Annotated in this window: 20 protein-coding genes; 7 read left to right on the forward strand and 13 right to left on the reverse strand. The window is 64.1% G+C overall.

From position 1 onward, the window contains the following. Positions 1 to 139 precede the first annotated feature (139 nt). The 5 genes from dnaJ (at position 140) to AC0L28_RS30625 (ending at position 3,860) form a co-directional block, all read left to right on the forward strand. Positions 140 to 1,270 carry a molecular chaperone DnaJ gene (gene dnaJ / locus AC0L28_RS30605; protein WP_023801455.1) on the forward strand — a complete coding sequence of 377 codons (1,131 nt, stop codon included), beginning with the start codon at positions 140 to 142 and terminating at the stop codon, positions 1,268 to 1,270. A gap of 142 nt (positions 1,271 to 1,412) precedes the next feature. Next, a complete protein-coding gene (gene pmtA / locus AC0L28_RS30610; RefSeq protein WP_027154687.1) occupies positions 1,413 to 2,018 on the forward strand; it encodes a phospholipid N-methyltransferase PmtA in 606 nt (201 codons plus the stop codon). A 236-nt stretch (positions 2,019 to 2,254) separates the two neighbouring features. Beyond that, the gene (locus AC0L28_RS30615) at positions 2,255 to 2,851 is read left to right on the forward strand and encodes an NADPH-dependent FMN reductase (RefSeq protein WP_128169335.1); all 597 of its coding nucleotides are present in this window, start codon (positions 2,255 to 2,257) and stop codon (positions 2,849 to 2,851) included. Between the two features lie 20 nt (positions 2,852 to 2,871). Continuing rightward, the gene (gene pyrF, locus AC0L28_RS30620; protein WP_128174823.1) at positions 2,872 to 3,555 is read left to right on the forward strand and encodes an orotidine-5'-phosphate decarboxylase; all 684 of its coding nucleotides are present in this window, start codon (positions 2,872 to 2,874) and stop codon (positions 3,553 to 3,555) included. A 17-nt stretch (positions 3,556 to 3,572) separates the two neighbouring features. Beyond that, complete coding sequence (locus tag AC0L28_RS30625; protein ID WP_473482011.1) at positions 3,573 to 3,860, forward strand: DUF1330 domain-containing protein; 288 nt, start codon at positions 3,573 to 3,575, stop codon at positions 3,858 to 3,860. A gap of 48 nt (positions 3,861 to 3,908) precedes the next feature. Here the strand turns inward: AC0L28_RS30625 and AC0L28_RS30630 are convergent, their stop codons facing one another. The 12 genes from AC0L28_RS30630 to AC0L28_RS30685 all read right to left on the reverse strand — a co-directional run bounded on the left by AC0L28_RS30630 (position 3,909) and on the right by AC0L28_RS30685 (position 14,772). Beyond that, positions 3,909 to 4,262 carry a cupin domain-containing protein gene (locus AC0L28_RS30630; protein WP_473482013.1) on the reverse strand — a complete coding sequence of 118 codons (354 nt, stop codon included), beginning with the start codon at positions 4,260 to 4,262 and terminating at the stop codon, positions 3,909 to 3,911. A gap of 25 nt (positions 4,263 to 4,287) precedes the next feature. Next, positions 4,288 to 5,673 carry an NAD(P)/FAD-dependent oxidoreductase gene (locus tag AC0L28_RS30635; protein WP_473482015.1) on the reverse strand — a complete coding sequence of 462 codons (1,386 nt, stop codon included), beginning with the start codon at positions 5,671 to 5,673 and terminating at the stop codon, positions 4,288 to 4,290. Between the two features lie 26 nt (positions 5,674 to 5,699). Then, positions 5,700 to 6,809 (reverse strand): ABC transporter ATP-binding protein, encoded by a 1,110-nt coding sequence (locus AC0L28_RS30640; protein WP_236370805.1) that lies wholly within the window; start codon positions 6,807 to 6,809, stop codon positions 5,700 to 5,702. Between the two features lies 1 nt (position 6,810). Further along, positions 6,811 to 7,596 carry an ABC transporter permease gene (locus AC0L28_RS30645; protein ID WP_027154694.1) on the reverse strand — a complete coding sequence of 262 codons (786 nt, stop codon included), beginning with the start codon at positions 7,594 to 7,596 and terminating at the stop codon, positions 6,811 to 6,813. After that, entirely contained in the window at positions 7,596 to 8,486 is an 891-nt protein-coding gene (locus tag AC0L28_RS30650; protein ID WP_128169330.1) for an ABC transporter permease, read from the reverse strand. Before AC0L28_RS30650 ends, AC0L28_RS30645 begins: the two co-directional genes overlap by 1 nt. Positions 8,487 to 8,496: 10 nt before the next feature. After that, on the reverse strand, positions 8,497 to 9,567 hold the full coding sequence (locus AC0L28_RS30655; RefSeq protein ID WP_287176117.1) for an extracellular solute-binding protein: 1,071 nt from the start codon (positions 9,565 to 9,567) through the stop codon (positions 8,497 to 8,499). A gap of 29 nt (positions 9,568 to 9,596) precedes the next feature. Further along, entirely contained in the window at positions 9,597 to 10,265 is a 669-nt protein-coding gene (locus AC0L28_RS30660) for a helix-turn-helix domain-containing protein (RefSeq protein ID WP_473482018.1), read from the reverse strand. A 107-nt stretch (positions 10,266 to 10,372) separates the two neighbouring features. Continuing rightward, positions 10,373 to 11,443 (reverse strand): D-alanine--D-alanine ligase family protein, encoded by a 1,071-nt coding sequence (locus AC0L28_RS30665; protein ID WP_473482020.1) that lies wholly within the window; start codon positions 11,441 to 11,443, stop codon positions 10,373 to 10,375. 95 nt (positions 11,444 to 11,538) lie between these two features. Then, positions 11,539 to 12,420 carry an SMP-30/gluconolactonase/LRE family protein gene (locus AC0L28_RS30670; protein WP_287206359.1) on the reverse strand — a complete coding sequence of 294 codons (882 nt, stop codon included), beginning with the start codon at positions 12,418 to 12,420 and terminating at the stop codon, positions 11,539 to 11,541. Then, a complete protein-coding gene (locus tag AC0L28_RS30675; RefSeq protein ID WP_473482022.1) occupies positions 12,417 to 13,058 on the reverse strand; it encodes a 2-dehydro-3-deoxy-6-phosphogalactonate aldolase in 642 nt (213 codons plus the stop codon). Before AC0L28_RS30675 ends, AC0L28_RS30670 begins: the two co-directional genes overlap by 4 nt. Continuing rightward, entirely contained in the window at positions 13,055 to 14,008 is a 954-nt protein-coding gene (locus tag AC0L28_RS30680; RefSeq protein WP_473482024.1) for a 2-dehydro-3-deoxygalactonokinase, read from the reverse strand. Before AC0L28_RS30680 ends, AC0L28_RS30675 begins: the two co-directional genes overlap by 4 nt. Continuing rightward, positions 14,005 to 14,772: an SDR family NAD(P)-dependent oxidoreductase gene (locus tag AC0L28_RS30685; RefSeq protein ID WP_473482026.1), complete on the reverse strand. Its 768-nt coding sequence runs from the start codon at positions 14,770 to 14,772 to the stop codon at positions 14,005 to 14,007. The genes AC0L28_RS30680 and AC0L28_RS30685 overlap by 4 nt, the downstream gene beginning before the upstream one ends. A gap of 438 nt (positions 14,773 to 15,210) precedes the next feature. Here AC0L28_RS30685 and gshB point away from each other — a divergent pair, with 438 nt between their 5' ends. Together gshB and AC0L28_RS30695 are read left to right on the forward strand one after the other, a co-directional pair. After that, positions 15,211 to 16,152 (forward strand): glutathione synthase, encoded by a 942-nt coding sequence (gene gshB / locus AC0L28_RS30690; protein WP_473482028.1) that lies wholly within the window; start codon positions 15,211 to 15,213, stop codon positions 16,150 to 16,152. 182 nt (positions 16,153 to 16,334) lie between these two features. Further along, a complete protein-coding gene (locus tag AC0L28_RS30695) occupies positions 16,335 to 17,867 on the forward strand; it encodes a YifB family Mg chelatase-like AAA ATPase (protein ID WP_473482030.1) in 1,533 nt (510 codons plus the stop codon). A gap of 195 nt (positions 17,868 to 18,062) precedes the next feature. Here the strand turns inward: AC0L28_RS30695 and AC0L28_RS30700 are convergent, their stop codons facing one another. Next, positions 18,063 to 18,605 carry a hypothetical protein gene (locus AC0L28_RS30700; protein ID WP_473482031.1) on the reverse strand — a complete coding sequence of 181 codons (543 nt, stop codon included), beginning with the start codon at positions 18,603 to 18,605 and terminating at the stop codon, positions 18,063 to 18,065. Positions 18,606 to 18,741 lie beyond the last annotated feature (136 nt).

Genomic DNA, 18,741 nt, shown 5'->3' on the forward strand with positions numbered 1-18,741 from the left:
GTGCGTGCCTGATCGAAAAAGTGCGGGCAAGCCCGTGTCAACACTGGCATCCCGGCTCCATCGCACCTAAATCGGAACAGCGTGCCGGCGAACGACGCAAAGTGCTTCAAGACGTTGAATATCCGGACTGCGGGAAAAGATGAAAGCTGATTTCTACGAAACGCTGGGCGTGCAAAAGGGGGCCGACGAGAAGGAGCTCAAGAGCGCTTTCCGCAAGCTGGCCATGCAGTTCCACCCCGATCGCAATCCCGGCGATCATGCCTGCGAGCACAAGTTCAAGGAAATCAACGAAGCCTACGAGACGTTGAAGGATCCGCAGAAGCGGGCGGCCTACGACCGTTTCGGCCACGCCGCCTTCGAACAGGGCGGCATGAACGGCGGCGCACACGGCTTCGGCGCCGGCGGTTTCGCCGACATCTTCGAGGATATTTTCGGCGACATGATGGGCGGGCGCCAGCGCCGCTCGTCAGGCGGACGCGAGCGCGGTGCAGACCTGCGCTACAATATGGAAATCACGCTGGAGGAGGCGTTTGCCGGCAAGACGGCGCAGATCCACGTGCCGGCCTCGATCTCCTGCATGGAATGCTCCGGCAGCGGCGCCAAGCCCGGCACCCAGCCCGTCACCTGCTCGATGTGCAACGGCCACGGCAAGGTGCGCGCCACGCAAGGCTTCTTCTCGATCGAGCGCACCTGCCCGCAATGCCAGGGACGTGGCCAGACCATCAAGGAGCCGTGCGCGAAATGCGCCGGCCAGGGCCGCGTCACCGAGGAGCGCTCGCTGTCGGTCAACATCCCGGCCGGCATTGAGGACGGCACCCGCATCCGCCTTGCCAATGAGGGCGAGGCCGGCCTGCGCGGCGGCCCGTCGGGCGATCTTTATATTTTCCTGGCGGTCAAGCCGCACGAATTCTTCCAGCGCGACGGCGCCGATCTCTACTGCAAGGTGCCGATCTCAATGACGACGGCTGCCCTTGGCGGTTCCTTCGAGGTGACGACGCTGGACGGCACCCAGACGAAGGTCAAGGTGCCGGAAGGCACCCAGAACGGCCGCCAGTTCCGCCTCAAGGGCAAGGGCATGCCGGTGCTGCGCCAGCACAATGTCGGCGATCTCTACATCCAGACCGCGGTCGAGACGCCGCAGAACCTATCCCGCCGCCAGCGCGAGCTGCTGGAGGAGTTCGAGCAGCTTTCCTCGAAGGATAATTCGCCGCAGTCGAGCGGCTTTTTCGCCCGCATGAAGGACTTTTTCGAGACCTTCAGCGAGCGCTGATGGCGACTCTCGCCAATCGGATGTAGAATACAACCGAGCGGAAGCTCCCCTAGCGTCATCAACACCTTATACCGGCGTCCGCCTTGCCTTGAAGCCCGTAGCTGCTAAGTAGCCACTCGGGGGACCGTTCAGGAGAACTTGCATGGCACATGGTCCCGGACTGCGAAAGACGCTGGCAGAGAAGTTCGACGACGAACTGAAGTTCTTCAAGGGCTGGATCGACAAGCCGAAGGCGGTCGGTTCGATCGTGCCGACCAGTTCCATCACGGCCCGCAAGATGGCCTCCGTCGTCAACCCGATGTCGGGCCTGCCGGTGCTCGAAGTCGGGCCCGGCACCGGTGTCATCACCCGAGCCATCCTCGCCCACGGCGTAAAGCCTGAAAATCTCTACGCAGTCGAATACTCCCCCGATTTCGTGCGCCATCTGCGCCAGCTCTATCCCGGCGTCAACGTCATTGAGGGCGATGCCTTCAATCTCGATGCGACGCTCGGCGACAAGAGCGGCCTGACCTTCGATTCTGTCATCTCCGGCGTGCCATTGCTCAATTTCCCGGTCGAACAGCGCGTCGCCTACGTCGAAAGCCTTCTCGACCGCATCCCGACAGGCCGCCCGGTCGTGCAGCTGACCTACGGCCCGCTGTCGCCGATCCCGCCCGGCCGCGGCGACTACACGGTCGAGCATTTCCATTTCGTCATCCGCAACATCCCGCCAACGCAGCTTTGGATCTACCGGCGCGGGGCGCATTAGGGTGTGCCGATATTCAGGTGAGACCGGCCTGCAAATGGCAGCTTCCTGCGCTTCCGGTGCTCACGTACTTCAAGTACGCTCCGCTCCGGTTCTCGGAACCAACCATTTTCGGCTCGGCCTGACCTGAATCTCAACACACCCTTCACTCATGTGCCCCCAAGATCCCTTTTCGATTTTTGCGCCGGTGCGTTGATTTGACAGATCCCTGGCTGTACCTGTCCGGGAACAAGGGGCCGATGGCAGTGATCGCGAAAATTCTCGTCTTCGCCGGTTCGATTCGCTCTGGCGCCTACAGCGGCAGGACCGCCGATGTGGCGCAGAAGGAACTCGCCCTGCAGGGCGCCGAGGTGACCCGCATCTCGCTTGCCGACTATCCGCTGCCGATCCTCGACGAGGATCTGGAAAAGGAGAAAGGCATTCCCGAGAACGCCATCAGGCTTGCCCGGCAAATCGTCGCCCATGACGGGTTGCTGATCGCGACGCCCGAATATAACGGCTCGATCCCGCCGCTGCTCAAGAATACCATCGACTGGGTGAGCCGGGTGCGCACGGATGGCGGGCGGTCGTTCAGGCCGTTCACCGGCAAGCCCGCCGGCCTTTGTTCGTCTTCCAAAGGACATTTCGCCGGGGTACGCTGCATCAACCACCTGCGCGCCGTGCTGGTGCGCTGCCAGATGGAGGTGGTGACGCCGGAGTGCTCTGTCCCGGAGGGCGGCAACGCCTTCGACGAGGACGGGAATTTCAGGGACGAGCGACTGCACAGATCGATGGAGCACCTATGCCGCACGCTGATCGAAACCTCGCGCCTGCTGTCGACGCGGATCGAGGCGTGATCCGGAAGCGCGCCAGCACCATGCAAGACAGGCTGATCGTCGGCCTCGACGTGCCGACGCTGAAGGACGCCGAGACGGTGGTGCGCGAGCTCGACGGGGTCGTCTCCTTCTACAAGATCGGCTATCAGCTCGCCTTCGCCGGCGGCCTCGACTTCGCCCGCGAGCTCGCCAGCGGCGGCACCAGGATCTTCCTCGACATGAAGCTGCTCGACATCGACAACACGGTAGCCAAGGGCGTCGAGGCCATTGCCAGGATGGGCATGACCATGCTGACGCTGCACGCCTATCCGAAGACGATGAAGGCAGCGGTCGCGGCCGCCAGGGGCAGCGATCTCTGCCTGCTTGGCGTCACCGTGCTGACCTCGATGGACGAGCGGGACGTGATCGACGCCGGTTATGAGCATGACCCGCATACGCTGGTGCTGAGGCGCTCCGAGCAGGCGCTGCATGCCGGCATGGGCGGCATCGTCTGCTCGGCCGAGGAAGCGGAGGCGGTGCGCCGGATCGTCGGCCCCAACATGGCCGTCGTCACGCCGGGGATACGGCCCAAGGGCAGCGACCATGGCGACCAGAAACGCGTCGTCACGCCGGCGCAGGCGATCCGCAACGGCTCCAGCCATCTCGTCGTCGGCCGGCCGATCGTCAGCGCCGCCGACAGGCGAGCGGTCGCGGAAGCAATTCTTGACGAAATGCGCTCGGCCTAACAATTCGGAGAACAAGCATGCCGAAGGGATACTGGATCGCCCGCGTCGATGTGCGCGATGCGGAAGGCTACAAGGACTATGTCACTGCCGCCAAACCGGCTTTCGATCGTTTCGGCGCGGTTTTCCTGGCACGAGGCGGTGCGCATGAAAAAGCAGAAGGGCCGGGCCGCGACCGCAACGTGATCATCGAGTTTCCGTCATTGGCTGCGGCGCACGATTGCTATCGCTCGCCCGAATACCAGCGCGCCGTCGCGATCCGGCAGAGGGTGGCCGACGGCGAGATCGTGCTGGTCGAAGGGGTCTAGTTTAGTTCAGCGGCCACTGCCGTACCGTCGCGAACGTGCCCGCGGCGTTCAGATCGAATGCAGGATGTAAAGCTTGCGCGTTTTCTCATGGATGGTCCATTCGCCCTCCCAGCCAAGCGGCAGGACGAGCAATTCGCCGGGTCCGACATCTTTGGCTGCGCCACCAGGACCGTGCAGCGTCACGCGGCCGGACACGATGTGGCAAATCTCGGAATTCGTGTCACGGCGCGCGGTGAACCGGCCTTGCGAACATTCCCAGACACCGACTTCGATCTTGCCATCCTCGGAAGTCCAAAGCGTGTTGGATGCTTCCATCTGATCGCCTTCCAGCGAGGTGGGCTTCGGCTGGGGCTCACCGAGGTCGATATGCGCCAGGTGGGCGAAGGTCTTGAAGTCGATCATTGCTAAATCCTCGAAGTGATGCGGGTCAGTGCCCGGTGATGCGATCGGCCAGGGCGGCCAGCCGCGACGTGCGCGGCAGCCCCTTTGCTTCCCGCTCGTCGGCAATTCGATAGAGCTGATACATCGAATGGACGCCAAGCCAGCGCAGCGGCTCTGGCTCCCACTTGCGCACGGTTCGATTGACCCAGGGAAGCCGCGTCAACTCGGTGTCGTTGCCCAGCAGCAGATCGCGCAGAGTGCGCCCCGAGAGGTTCGAGGTGGAAACGCCGAGGCCGACATAACCGCCGGCCCAGCCTATTCCGGTCTGCCTGTCAAAGCCCACCGTCGTGCACCAGTCGCGCGGCACGCCCAGCGTTCCACACCACGCATGGTCGAGCTTGAGCCCCTTGGTCTGCGGCAGAAGCGTCGTCAGGATTTTATGCAGATTGTCGATCGTCGCCTGCTGGGTGACGCCTCGAACGTCGGTCTTCGAGCCGAACCGATAGGGCACCCCGCGCCCGCCCATGGCAATGCGTCCTTCCCGGGTGCGCTGGGCGTAGCAGTAAGTGTGCGCGGCGTCGCCGAGCACCTCGTAGCAATCCCAGCCGATTTCGCTCCACAGCTTGTCGGAAAGCGGCTCGGTGACCACGATGGCGCTGTTGAGCGCCAACCACAGTCTTTCGTGGCCGGCGATTCCCGCGGTAAAACCCTCGGTCGCCCGCACGATCTTTTCGGCCCGCACCACGCCCCGGTTGGTTGCGACCTTGCCGCTCTCGATCGACAGCACGGTCGTCTGTTCGTAGATCGGGATGCCGAGCCGCTCCACTGCCCTGGCGAGCCCCTGCACCAGCTTTGCGGGCTGAATCCGCGCAACCTTCTTGATGACGAAGGCGCCGCGGGCGTTGTGTACCGCTATGCGCCGACGCATCTCGGCTGCATCGATATACCCGACGCGCTCGTCGGTCAGCGCCCAGGATCTGGCATGGGCATACATCGCCTTGGCGCGCTGCTCCTGCGCCTCGTTGGTTGCGACCAGCAGTTCGTCGGTGCGACGAATGTCGGCGTCGATGCCTTCAGCTTCCGCAACCGATATGACCTCGTTCACTGTGCCCGTCATTGCCGCCTGCATGGCGATGACTCCAGCGCGCGAGGTTGCCTCCTCATATTTTTCGCGCGACCATGAGAAGCCGCCGGACAGCCAGCCGCCATTGCGCCCCGAAGCACCGAAGCCGGCGAACTCCTTCTCGATGACGACAATATTGAGATGCGGGGCTGCCTGCTTCAGATAATAGGCGGTCCAAAGGCCGGTGTAGCCGGCCCCGACGATACAGACGTCGGCCACGATATCGCCCTGCAGCGGCGGCCGATAGCCGGGCACGCCGCCGATGTCGGCATACCAGAATGAAACGTCGCCGTTCTTCTTCACGTCCATTGTCGCGATTTTTCCCAGACAGGATTTTAGGTCAGCGTGAAATCGGCATTCTCGTCGTCGGCCAGCAGCTTCACGTCGTTGCCCGCGAATACGAGGTCGACCTCGTCGCCGATGGCGAAGGTTTCGGCCTCCAGCGTCGAGCGCACGATCGCCTTCGAGGTGTCGGCCAGCACGACCTCGTATTTGGAGCCAGATCCGAGATAGATGGCCTCGCCGATGCGCCCGGGCAGGGTGTTTCGATCTTGTCCGCCCTTTCCCCGCCTGGCGAGGCTCAGCTTCTCCGGCCGCAGCAGCATCACCGGCTTGGCGCCGTCGGCAAGGCGTTTGGCGGCGGCCACTTTCCGTCCGGCTACGTCGATGGCGGTCTCGTTGCCGGAGGTGGAGGCTGCACCACGCAGTATCGTCGAGTCGCCGACGAACTTTCCGACGAACAACGTCTCGGGCTCGTCGTAGAGTTGGCGACCGGTGCCGATCTGCTCGATGCGTCCCTGGTTGAACACGGCGATGCGGTCCGAGAGGACCAGGGCCTCCTCCTGATCGTGCGTGACGTAGACGAAGGTGGTGCCCAATTCCCTGTGGATCCGTTTGATCTCGAGCTGCAGCCATTCACGCAGCTTCTTGTCGAGTGCGCCGAGCGGCTCGTCCATCAGGAGCAGCGGCGGGTCGAATACGATGGCACGGGCCAGCGCGACGCGCTGCTGCTGTCCGCCGGAGAGCTCGCTGGGGAAGCGGTGGCCGAAATCGGCCATCCTCACCATGTCCAGCGCCTTGCGCACCCGGGCCGCGCGATCGGGATTGGCGATGCCGCGCAGGGTCAGCGGATATGCGACGTTCCTGCTCACCGTCATATGCGGGAACAGCGCGTAGTGCTGGAAGACGACGCCGATATTGCGTTTGTGCGCCGGTACGCCGATGACGCTTTTGCCGCCGACATCAAGCGAACCCGAGCTGACTTCGGTGAAGCCGGCGATGACGTTGAGTGTGGTCGTCTTGCCCGAACCGCTGGGTCCGAGCAGCGTCATGAACTCCCCCGGCTCGATGCGCAGCGAGACCTTGTCGAGGGCGATGAAGCTGCCATAGTGTTTGCTGACGGATTTGAGATCTATGGCTGCGCCGCGGGTCGATGGTGAGGCCATGTCAACGTTTCCCCTGTCTCGAACCGATCAGCAGCCCCGCCCCGATCACCAGCGACGTCACGATGAAGAGCAGCGTGCCCACTGCCGCAACGGTGGGGTCGGCGTCCCGGGTGATGCTCGAGAATATCTGGACCGGCAGTGTCTTCAGATACGGGCTGGTGATGAACAGCGCGACGATGATCTCGTCGAATGAGGTCACGAACGCAAACAGCAGTCCCGACAGGATGCCCGGCGCGATCAGCGGCAAGGTCACCGTCCTGAACGCCGTCAGCCGGGTCGCGCCGAGGCTGGCCGCAGCAGTCTCCAGCCGTTTGTCGAAGACTTCCAGGCTGGCGGAGACGGCGATGATGACGAAAGGAACGGCGAGCATCGTGTGGGCCAGCACGAAGCCGGTCATGGTGCCGACCAACCGCGTATCGAGATAGACCGCGTAGATTCCGACGGCGAGCACCACCCCCGGCACGACCATTGGCGTGATCAGCAGCGCGCGCAGCACGCCGCTGACGCGACTTTTCATGCGATCGAGGCCGAATGCCGCCAGCGTGCCGATGACGGTGGCGAACAGCGCCGTGACGACGGCGACCTTGAGCGAGCCGACCAGGCTCGCCGACCATTCGGGGTTGGTGAAAAAGTTCTGGTACCACTGCCAGGAAAAGCCGGATGGCGGAAAGGCCAGCGACTTCTTGTCGTTGAACGACATTGGCACGACGACGATTGTCGGTGCGACCAGCCAGACCGCGACCAGCAGGCAGTACAGACCGAGCAGGATTCGACCGGGCTGTTTCATCAGCGTCTCGAGCCCATCTTGTGCGGTTGACGCGACAGCGGTGCTGCGAGCGCGAGCAGGACGAAGGTGGCGATCAACAGCACCACACCCATCGCACCGCCGCGGCCCCAGTTGAGCAGGCTGAGCACCTGGTTCTGGATCAGGGTCGAGAGCATGGTCGACCGCGGACCACCGAGCAGCGCCGGGGTGATGTAGAACCCGAGTGCAAGAATGAAGACAATGATGGCGCCCGCGTAGACGCCCGGAAGCGAGAGCGGCAGATAGACTTGGGCAAAGGCGCGCGCCGGGCTCGCGCCGAGGCTCCGTGCCGCCTGCATGAGCCGCAGGTCGATCGTCTTCATCACCGAATAGAGCGGCAGGATCATGAACGGCAACAGCACCTGCGCCATGCCGATCACCACGCCTGTCTGCGTGCGGATCAGCTTGACCGGGCTGAGGCCGACTGCCCTGATGACGGAGTTGATCACGCCGGAATCCTGCAGCAGGATGACCCATGCCAGAGTGCGCACGACGCCGCTCACCCAGAACGGCACCAGCACGCACAGGATGAGGATGAGCCGCATCCTGGGTCCGACCGCGGTCATCACATAGGCATAGGGATAGCCGGCAATGAGACATACCAGCGTCACCCAGGCGGAGATCGCGAAGGTCCGCTGAAGCACGGTCAGATTGACCGGTGTGCCGAAGAACCAGGCATAGTTCTGCCATCCCCATTGCGGCTCGGAAAAGCTGCGCAAGGTGACGATGGCGAGCGGCAGGCCCAGGCAGATGACGAGCAGCAGCAGCGCCGGCGCGACGAGCCAGAAAGCCTGTCCACGAAACCAGCGCCGCCGGTCGTCTGCCGCGACAGCCGGAACAGTGTCCCGGCTGTCGATTGCTCTCGTTGCCACGGCGGCGGACCTAATTGCCGGCCATCAACCCATTCCACTTTTCGTTCGCCACCTCGAAGTTCTCCACCCAGAACTTGATGTTCTGCTGATAGCCAAGCTTCAGCTTGTCCGGCGTGTTGGTCATGAACGCCGCGGTGATCTCGTCCACTTCGGGCTTCGCGTCCTTGTGGATCGGGGTATACGAGGTGGTTTTTGCAAGCGTCTCCTGCGCGCTCTTGCCAAGATAGGCGTTGATCAGCGCATGCGCCGCGTCGGGGTCCTTGACGCCCATCGGAATGGTCATCTGATCCATCACCACCAGCCAGTCCTGCCACGCCGGCGTGTACTTCGCGCCGTTCTTCACCGCGGTCATGGCACGTCCGGTCCACATCGCGATCATGTCGGCTTCGCCGGATTCGGCGAGCTGCTGGGAATCGGCGCCGGTCTTCCAGAAGATCGTGTCCGGGCCAAGCGATTTCACCTTCTCGATAGCCTTGTCGATATCGGCCACCGTCATGTTTTCGACCGACCCGCCGGCGGCGAGCAGTGCCTGCTCGATCATGCCGCCGGACAGATCGCCGCTGCCCTCCAGGGCGCGCGAGCCCGGGAATTTCTCGATGTCGAAGAAATCCTTCCAGCTCTTGGGCGGGTTATCCTTGTACTTTTCGGTGTTGTACATCAGCACCACGCCATAGTTCATGGCCGGCACGCTGCATTCGCTGGTCTGGCCCTCCGGAATGTTGGACGTATCGATCTTTGAGAAGTCCAGCTTCTGGAACAGCTTGCCGCAATAGACATAGGGTGGGAAATCGCCGGTATCGACAACGTCCCAGGTGACATTGCCGGACTCGACCTGCGCCTGCAATTTCGAGATCTCGGTTGGCCCGTCGCTGAGCAGCGTCACGCCTGATTTGTCGACGAACTCTTTCAGCGCGGCGATCTGACCATCCTGATAAATGCCTCCATACGAGACGAAGGTAAGCGTCTTGCCCTTCAGCGAGCCCTCTGCCACCTCGCCCGCCACCGGCTTGCTCTGCGCAAGCGCTGCTGTGGTGATCATCAGCAGCCCGAGCGCGGCCACCTGTCCGATCTTGGTCTTCATGTTTTATCTCCCATTTATGTGCACCCGCATTACTTCGGTCCGCCCGGCTGCGAGCCTTGTCCGGGCGTGTATCGATTGAGTTCCGCCGCGCCACTGGTCGGAGGGGCTATGATCCAGAGCACCTGCGCCGGCGTCTTGCCGATATTCTCTGTACGATGCGGCGTCGAGGTGGCGTATTCGATGCTGTCGCCTTCGTTCATGACGAAGCGCTCGTCTGCCAGCGTCAGCTCGACAGTGCCCTTCAGGACGACGAACATCTCGTGCTTGCCGCCATGCGTGTAAGCTTCGTCGCCGGTCGAGCCGCCGACGTCGAACTCCCCCGAATAAACCTCGAATTCATGGATCGGCCGACGCGACAGCAGCGTCTTTCGGCAACCGTGGCTGATCGGCAGCAGGGGGCGGTCGGCTCTGGTAAGCACCTTGTGGAACCCACCTTCAGTCTGCTCGAACAGCTCGTTGATGCCGAGATCCAGGGCTGCCGCGATCCGCATCAAGGTGCTGGCACTGGCGCCGCTCAGATTGCGCTCGAGCTGGCTGATGAAGCTCGCCGTCGTGCCGACCATGTCAGCCAGCTGGCGAAGCGAAATGCGTCGGGCCATGCGAATGGCCTTGATCCGGCCGCCGACATGCTTGGCCTTGCCCGCTTCCGTCGTCGCCAGCGCGGCTACCTCCGGGAATGTCGCAGGGTCGACTTTCACCGAGTGCCTCCTTCACTTAACACCCTATTAAGTGAAATGTCGGAACGCAAGCCGTTTGTCGAGGCACGGTCCTGGCCCGTCGGCGCGGCTGCGTACGCGGGCGCTGCTCATTTCGTGGGCGAGGCGAAAAAACGGCTCGCGGCGGTCGCGGCCATCGCATCGGCGAGGCCCATCTGCCATTGCGTGCGGCAATAGGCGCGGAAATCGAAGCAAGGCAGGCCCGGGCAGACCTCGAACTCGATGAGGTGGATGCTATCGTCGGCTTCGATCCGGAAATCGACGGAAAACACATCCCGCAGGCCAAGCCCGGCGATCAGGCTTTGCGCGATCCGTCGGATCCTTGCATCGGCTCGCGGCTGGCTGGCGGCAACCGGCAGCAGCACCGGCTCGGCATATGTTCCCGCCGCCCTGGCAGCCTCGCCGGTGTCGCCGTAGAGCGCCAGGCTGTCTTCCATTGTCTGGAAATCACTTCCCGACTCGACAAAGACGATGCCGAGCGCTTCGACGCCGGTGTCCGGCTTCAGACCGAGAAAACTGGCGCGCGCATTGCGCCCGGTGACGTAAGGCTGCACGACGACATCGTCGCGATAGGCAGCGAAGACGCGCCGGCTAAGCTCAAGCGCGTGGCCGAGATCTCTGCTGCGCGAATCCGGCCAGATGCCAATCTTGGCGCCGAGCCGGCTCGGCTTGACGAACCAGCCGGCTGGCGAAGCCGGTGGCTCGACCAGCCAGCGTCCGTCGCGTGCCAAACCGGATTGCGGCACCGGCAGGCCAAGTGCGCCGAGCACGGCGCCGGAGCGGAACTTGTCCTGGCAGAGCGCAAACAGCGCATCATCGGCGCCGAGCAGCTTCAGGCCGTTCAGCCTTGCCAGCGCCGGCGCCGCACCGCCACGGAAATAGGCGATGCCGTCAGTCAGCGTCCACACCAGCGTCGTCTTCGGATCCTCACCGGCAAGCAGATTTGCGGCATCGTCGAGCGCCACCGGCGCGAAGGACAGGCCGCGCGTCTGGCAGGCTGCGGCCAGCGCGTCGAACTCAGGGGCGATGTCGGTCGATTGCGCCAGATAGGAGGCGATTTCGGCGGCGCGCCCCGGCACGTGGCCATCGGCAACCAGCCGCTCGAAGCAGGCGTTTTCCGGCTCGTAGACTAGGATCAGCTTCGGCCCGCGGCTTGACATGGCATTAACGATTCCTGGCGATGAACGGGCCTGGCAGTGCGACTGCCTACCATCGCATGGCGGATGTATCAGGCTTTCGCGAAATCGACGTCAGCCTAGGCGATCAGCACGCGCGGCTCGAAGCGGCCGTTGACCGGAATGTCGAGCAGAAACGTCATGCCGGCTTGCGGATCCAGCAGGCGCTGTTTCTCATCCTTGCCCGACCAGGCGGAGGTGACCGCCAGCCGGTCGGCATTCCTGCCGACAAAGGCCGGGCAGGACGGCTGCGTCACCGGCATCGCGACCGAACGGATGAGCTTGCCGTCAGGCCCGTAGGCTTCAACGACGCTGCCGCCCCAGCAGGCGTTCCACAGGACACCGTCGCGATCGAGCACCGAACCGTCGATATAGCCCTTGGCCTTGCGGTGATCGACGAAGATTTTTGGCTCGCCAGCCGGCAGGCCGGTCGCCGGATCGCAGCCGACGCGCATCAACAGGCCGGTGCTGGTATCGGTGTAATGGGCAACGGTTCCGTCTTCGGAAAAACAGATCGAGTTCGACACCGTGATGCCTGAATAGAGCCGGCGCAATTCACCTCTGAAGAACCAGTAGATCGAGCCAGCGGCCTTTGCCTCGCCCTTGCCCATCGTGCCGACCCAAAAGGCGCCGCAGGGATGGACGCGCGAATCGTTCGAGCGCGTCGCCGGATTGTCGGCCTCGATGGCCGTATGCAGCGTCATTTTGCCGGTCGCCACGTCGCGGACATGCAGGCCGGTTTCGGTGGCGATCAACTGTCTTTTGTCGTCGACGACGGCGATCGCGCTGGCCATTTGGCCAAGCTCGTGGATTTTGACGGCACCGCCGGACAGGGGCTTTTCCAGAAGTTGGCCGTTGACGATGTCGAACCAGTAGAGCGTTTCGGTGGCGGGGTCATAGCTCGGGCCTTCGCCGAGTTGACAGACATGGTCGGAAAAAACCGAAACGATGGCTTCGCTCATGGCGCTGCTCCAAACGCTGCATCCCAGGCCGCGACTGCGGCCTGCGCCCGCGTTGCCACCTCGTCGACGCTCATACCAGGCTTGAACAGGCTGGAGCCGAGGCCGAAGACGCTGACACCGGCCGCCTTGTAGCCGGCCAAGTCCTTCTCCGACACGCCGCCGACCGCGCCGACCAGCGTCTCAGCCGGCAAAACGGCGCGCATCGCCGCGATCCCGGCCGCGCCGAGCACGCTGGCCGGGAAGAATTTCAGCGCCGAGGCGCCGAGCCGGATGGCTTGGAAGGCTTCGGTCGGCGTGAATACGCCCGGCATCGTCACCATCCCGTAATTCATGGCGCGACCCATGACCTCCGTATCGATGTTGGGGCTGACCAGCAGCCGCCCGCCGGCCTTGTTCAGTCCGTCGACATCGGCTGCGGTCAACACAGTCCCCGCGCCGACCAATGCCGTCGCCGGCAGCGCCTCAACAATTCTCGCGATGGAGACAAACGGATCCGGCGAATTGAGCGGCACTTCGATCGCTTCGATGCCGGCCTCGAAGATCGCCCGGCCGACGGCCACCGCCTCGTCCGGCTTGAGGCCGCGCAGGATGGCGACAAGCCCGCGCTCGAGCTTCGGAAACGATGCGGTCTCGGTCATGCGGCAACTCCGCTTCCAGTAATCATGCCATTTTTGCGCGCCGCCTCGATGAGGCCGGCACGCACCGCCTCGTCGGCATCGACGGCTCTCACCGCAAGCCCGGCAAGACCGAGCGCCTCAGTGTAGAGGGTGCCGAGCGCGCCGGATGCGACCAGCACGATCGACGCCGCGCCTTTTCGATAGCGGCGGCTGGCCGAGGCGATCTCGCCGCCGATCAGCAGGCCGGACAGGCAAGCAGCGGCATCGTCGGGTTTCAGGTCCTGCAATAGGCCCGCAGCGCGGATCGAGAACAGCCTCGATGTGACATCGCCGCCCTCGGCCAGCGCGATCTCGCACCAGCGCTGGAAAAACGGATTGCCTGGTGCAACCGGCTTGGGCTGCTCGCCCAGCGAATGGCGCAGGATCGAATGCGCCGCCAGCACCGAAAACAGCTCGCCGGTCGGCCAGGTGCCAAAACCGGCAACGGCGCCGTCCTCGACCAGCACCCATTTGGAGTGGGTGCCGGGCATGCAGACGAGATGGCGGCTTGTTGCCGGCAAACCGGCGCCGGCAAGCTGCGTTTCCTCGCCGCGCATGACGTCGGGCGCGTCGGCCTGGCGCTGGGCAAGGCCCGGCACGATGCGGATGTCGCGGCGCTGGCCGGGAACGCGCGCAGCACCGGCAAGGATGGCGCCGATCGGCGCCGGCACGCTGACATAGGGCGCCTCCAGCCAGCCTTGGCGAGAGCCGGCCATGCCGCAGATGATCACGGGCATCGCTTCCGGCGCGCCCATCGCCGCCAGATGTCCTTCGAGGATGGTCGAAAACCCGGCCGCCTGCGCGGTGATCAGCCCGTCGTCGCCGCGACGCTCGGCAAGGACGTTTCCGGCCTCATCGACCAGCCAGACCCTGAGACGGGTGGTGCCCCAATCGACGGCGGCCACAGAAGGCACGTTGCTCGCTGAGTTCACAGGAAGCCCCCGTCGACGATCAGCATCTGCGCGGTCAGCATGCGCGAAGCGTCCGACGCCAGGAACAGCACCGTGCCGACGACGTCTTCCGGCTGCATCACCTGCTTGATGCATTGCTTGGCCACGTGGGCGGCGAGCGCCTGTTCGGTGACCCAGAGCTGCTTCTGCCGCTCGGTGATCACCCAGCCGGGTGCGATCGCATTGACGCGAATGCCGTCGGCGCCGAGCTTGCCGGCAAGCCCCTTGGTCAGGCCGACGATCCCGGCCTTGGCGGCGGTATAGGCCGGCATGTCGGGGTGATTGATTAGGAATGACGTCGACGTGAAGTTGATGATCGAGCCGCCGCCGGCGCGCTTCATGCCCGGCGCCACCGCCTGTGCGGAGAAGAAATGCGGACGCAGGTTGACCGCCTGGTTGTTGTCCCAGAACTCCACGGTGACGTCTTCCACCGCGTGGCGATCGTCAAGTGCTGCATTGTTGACCAGCACGGTGACGTCGCCATGCGCCTCTGCCGCCCTGGCGGCCGAAGCCCGCAGCGCCTCGACGTCGCGTATGTCGGTCTTGAGATAGAGGGGGCGGCGGCCGAGATCCTTTTCGATGCGGTCGGTCAGCGCCAGGCTCGGGGCGTCGGCGATGTCGATGAAGGCGACCTTTGCCCCCTGGCGGGCAAAACCCTCGGTCAGCGCCGCGCCAATTCCGGAGCCGCCGCCGGTGATCAGCACCGAAGCGTCCTCAAGGTCGGCAAAGCGCGCCGATGGCATCATTTTTTTCTCCCTGCGCATGACCCCGAAAATCAGTTGCGATTTACGGAAAGGATCATGCGCAAAATCAAAGTGCTACAGCGTCGTTTGCGCGTCCAAAAGGACGCGCGGCGCTGTAGGCTCGGTCGGCGCGCATCCTAGCCAGCCCGGTCGGGGGAGCAAGGGAGAAAAAACAAATTCGCGGGCTTATGTCTGACAAGTCGCTCGTCAGATCGCCTTGACGCGCAAGGTGCCACGGAGGGAATTTCTAGCCGAGCGTGGCATCGAAACCCGACCGCCCCGCCGAAACGGGAATCGTTGCCGCCGGCGCAGCCGAACTGACAAGGCGCTCCGCCTGCGCCTCATCGAGGCCCAGCAGGCAATGCTCAAAATGTCGCGATTGGCAGATGACCGGGGAGGTTGTAAGGGCAAGCAGCCCATCCGATCCGCCGGAGATCCGCCATGCCCCTGAAAATCGCTGTCCAGATGGACCACATTTCCACCGTCTCGATTGCCGGCGACACGTCGTTTGCGCTGTCGCTGGAAGCGCAGCGGCGCGGCCACCAGCTGTTCCATTATACGCCCGACCGGCTGTCGCTGCGCGACGGCAAGGTGTTTGCCGGCGTCGAGGAAATGCAGGTCCGCGACGAGAAGGGCAATCACTATTCGCTCGGCGAGAAAGTGCGGACCGACCTGTCGGAGATGGACGTCGTCCTGCTCAGGCAGGACCCGCCGTTCGACATGAACTACATCACCACGACGCATATGCTCGAGTGCATCCATCCCAGGACGCTGGTGGTCAACGACCCGGCCTGGGTGCGCAACAGCCCGGAAAAGATCTTCGTCGCCGAGTTTCCCGACCTGATGCCGGAAACGCTGATCACCAAGGACAGCCAGGAGGTTGCCGCCTTCCGCAGGGAGTTCGGCGACATCATCGTCAAGCCGCTCTACGGCAATGGCGGCGCCGGCATCTTCCACCTTCACGAGGCCGATCGCAACCTCGCCTCGCTGCTCGAAATGTTCGGCCAGATGTTCCGCGAGCCCTACATCGTTCAGCGTTATCTGAAGGAGGTGCGAGCCGGCGACAAGCGCATCATCCTGATCGACGGCGAGCCGGTCGGCGCCATCAACCGGGTGCCGGCCGAGACTGATTCCCGCTCCAACATGCATGTCGGCGGCCGCGCCGAAAAAACGGAACTAACGGAGCGCGAACGCGAGATCTGCGCCCGCATCGGCCCGTCGCTGAAAGAGCGCGGTTTTATCCTCGTCGGCATCGACGTGATCGGTGACTACATGACCGAGATCAACGTGACGTCGCCGACCGGCGTGCGCGAGGTGCAGCGTTTTGGTGGCGCCGATATCGCCAGCCTGTTCTGGGATGCGGTTGAGGACAAGCGCAAGTAGCGTCCATGCTTGGCGGAACAGCGGCTTTCCGATCCGTAGCCGATGCGGCGCCATCAAGGCACAACGTTCGATTGTTCCCGTAATGTTCTTGCCTTTGCGCAAAATCTGTGGTTGTCTCAGATGACGCCGTTCGCGGCATGATCGCATGGGCTTCGGGCGAGCCCATGTCCGGGGGCAGAAAAATGGTTGCGCGGGTCCGCACGGTCGCTTTCCAGGGCATCGAGGCCGTGCCGGTCGACGTGCAGGTGATGATCGCGCCGGGCAAGGTCAACATGCACATCGTCGGCCTCGGCGACAAGGCGGTGGCCGAAAGCCGGGAGCGGGTGCAGGCGGCGCTGCACGCATCGGGCCTGTCGATGCCGTCGAAGAAGGTCACCGTCAATCTGGCGCCTGCCGACCTGCCCAAGGAAGGCAGCCATTACGATTTGCCGATCGCGCTTGGCCTGATGGCGGCGCTTGGCGCCATTCCAGGCGACATGCTGGCCGGCTACGTCGTGCTTGGCGAACTGTCGCTCGACGGCACCATCGCCGCGGTGGCCGGCGCGCTGCCGGCGGCGATCGGCGCCAATGCCGAAGGCAAGGGCCTGATCTGCCCTTTCGCCTGCGGCCCGGAAGCGGCGTGGGCCGGCAAGGATTTCGACATTCTGGCGCCGCGCAGCCTGATCGCCATCGCCAATCATTTTCGCGGCACGCAGGTGCTGTCGCGGCCGGAGGCCGGTATTCATGCCTCGGCGCGCGACCTGCCGGATCTTGCCGACATCAAGGGCCAGGAGACCGCCAAGCGGGCACTCGAAGTGGCGGCGGCCGGCGGCCACAATCTGCTGATGATCGGTCCGCCAGGATCGGGAAAATCGATGCTGGCGCAGCGGCTGCCGTCGATCCTGCCGCCGCTGGCGCCGCGGGAATTGCTCGAAGTCTCGATGATCGCCTCGGTGGCCGGCGAGCTTGGCGAAGGCAAGCTGACCGACCGGCGGCCGTTCCGCGCGCCACACCATTCGGCCTCGATGGCGGCGCTGGTCGGCGGCGGCCTGCGCGTGCGGCCAGGCGAGGCCTCGCTGGCCCATCACGGCGTGCTGTTCCTCGACGAGTTTCCCGAATTCTCGCCGCAGGCGCTCGACGCGCTGCGCCAGCCGCTGGAGACCGGCGACTGCATGATCGCCCGCGCCAATCATCGCGTCACCTATCCGGCGCGCATCCAGCTGGTCGCGGCGATGAACCCGTGCCGCTGCGGCATGGCCGGCGAGCCGGGCTATCGCTGCCTGCGCGGCGACCGCTGCCGCACCGACTACCAGGCGCGCATTTCCGGCCCACTGCTCGACCGCATCGATCTCCGGATCGAGGTGCCGGCGGTCTCGGCCAGCGATCTGATCCGGCCGGACCGGGCGGAGAAAAGTGCCGATGTGGCGCTGCGCGTGGCCCGCGCGCGGACAACCCAGCGCGAACGTTTCGAGCGGCTCGGCGCGACCTCCGTCACCACCAACGCGCACTGCTCACCCTCGGTCATCGAGGAGATCGCGATGCCGGATGCATCAGGCCTGTCACTGCTCAGGGATGCCAGCGAAAAGCTCGGCTTTTCGGCGCGGGCCTATCACCGGGTGCTGAAAGTGGCGCGGACGCTGGCCGATCTCGAGGCCAGCGAGACTGTCGGCCGCATCCATGTGGCCGAGGCGATTTCGTACCGCATGAGTTCGGAGCGAATGGCGCAGGCGGCGTGACGTTCCCCTCCCCCTTGAGGGCCCTTGAGGGGAGGGTGGCCGCGAAGCGGCCGGGAGGGGTCGCCGAGGAGACGCTCGGCCTGCCACATTCAAAACCGACCGGGGTGCGGGGGCGTTGCGATGACCCTTATCTCAAGGCACATCGTCAGAATTGCTACGCAGCCTGATCGCTATCGCCAGTCATTTCGGCGGCAGCTACTTAACCGGGATCATGAGATGTGCGTAGGGAGTGCCCGCCCACATCACATATGGCCTGGACGTGTCAGGCTTGGGGTCCGCCGGATAGCCCTGCATCATGTCCATTGCATTGACGACCATCACGTGCGGGCCGGTCTCTATCCAATTGTTGCCTTCCTCGGGCTTCGTCGCAAAAGGATCGGTGTTGCTGCCGTCGCTGCCGCCGGCCAGCATATACATGAAGCCGACCTTGCCCTTGGGCGGTTCCTTCTTTTGCATCCACGCCATTGCCCATTCCATCGAGTTGGCATCGCCACACATTGGATCCGGGCCAGGCGTGGCCGGGTGGTCCGGCATGCACCAGAAGCCGTTTGTACCCTCGCGCAGCGTGCGCATTGCGCCCTTGTCATCCATGGCGTGGATCGCAGCGCCGCTTGCCACAGCGGGGGGTGCGGCGGACTCAGCGCTCTTGATCATCGCAGCGTCATCGGCGGCTGCGCCTTGCATCGCAAACAAACTGCCCGCCGCCAAAAGGGCAGCGACCGTCAGAAGCCGTTTCATGGCCGTTCTCCGGTTTTGAGTTGATCTTGTACATGATGTCGGACGCACGGCCTCCCAGAGCCGTTTGTCGGTGATAAAGTCGTAGCAGATCGCATGCACCGGGACAATGACGCTTTAGCGATGCCTAATATCCGTC

The sequence above is a fragment of the Mesorhizobium sp. WSM4847 genome, from assembly GCF_055811335.1.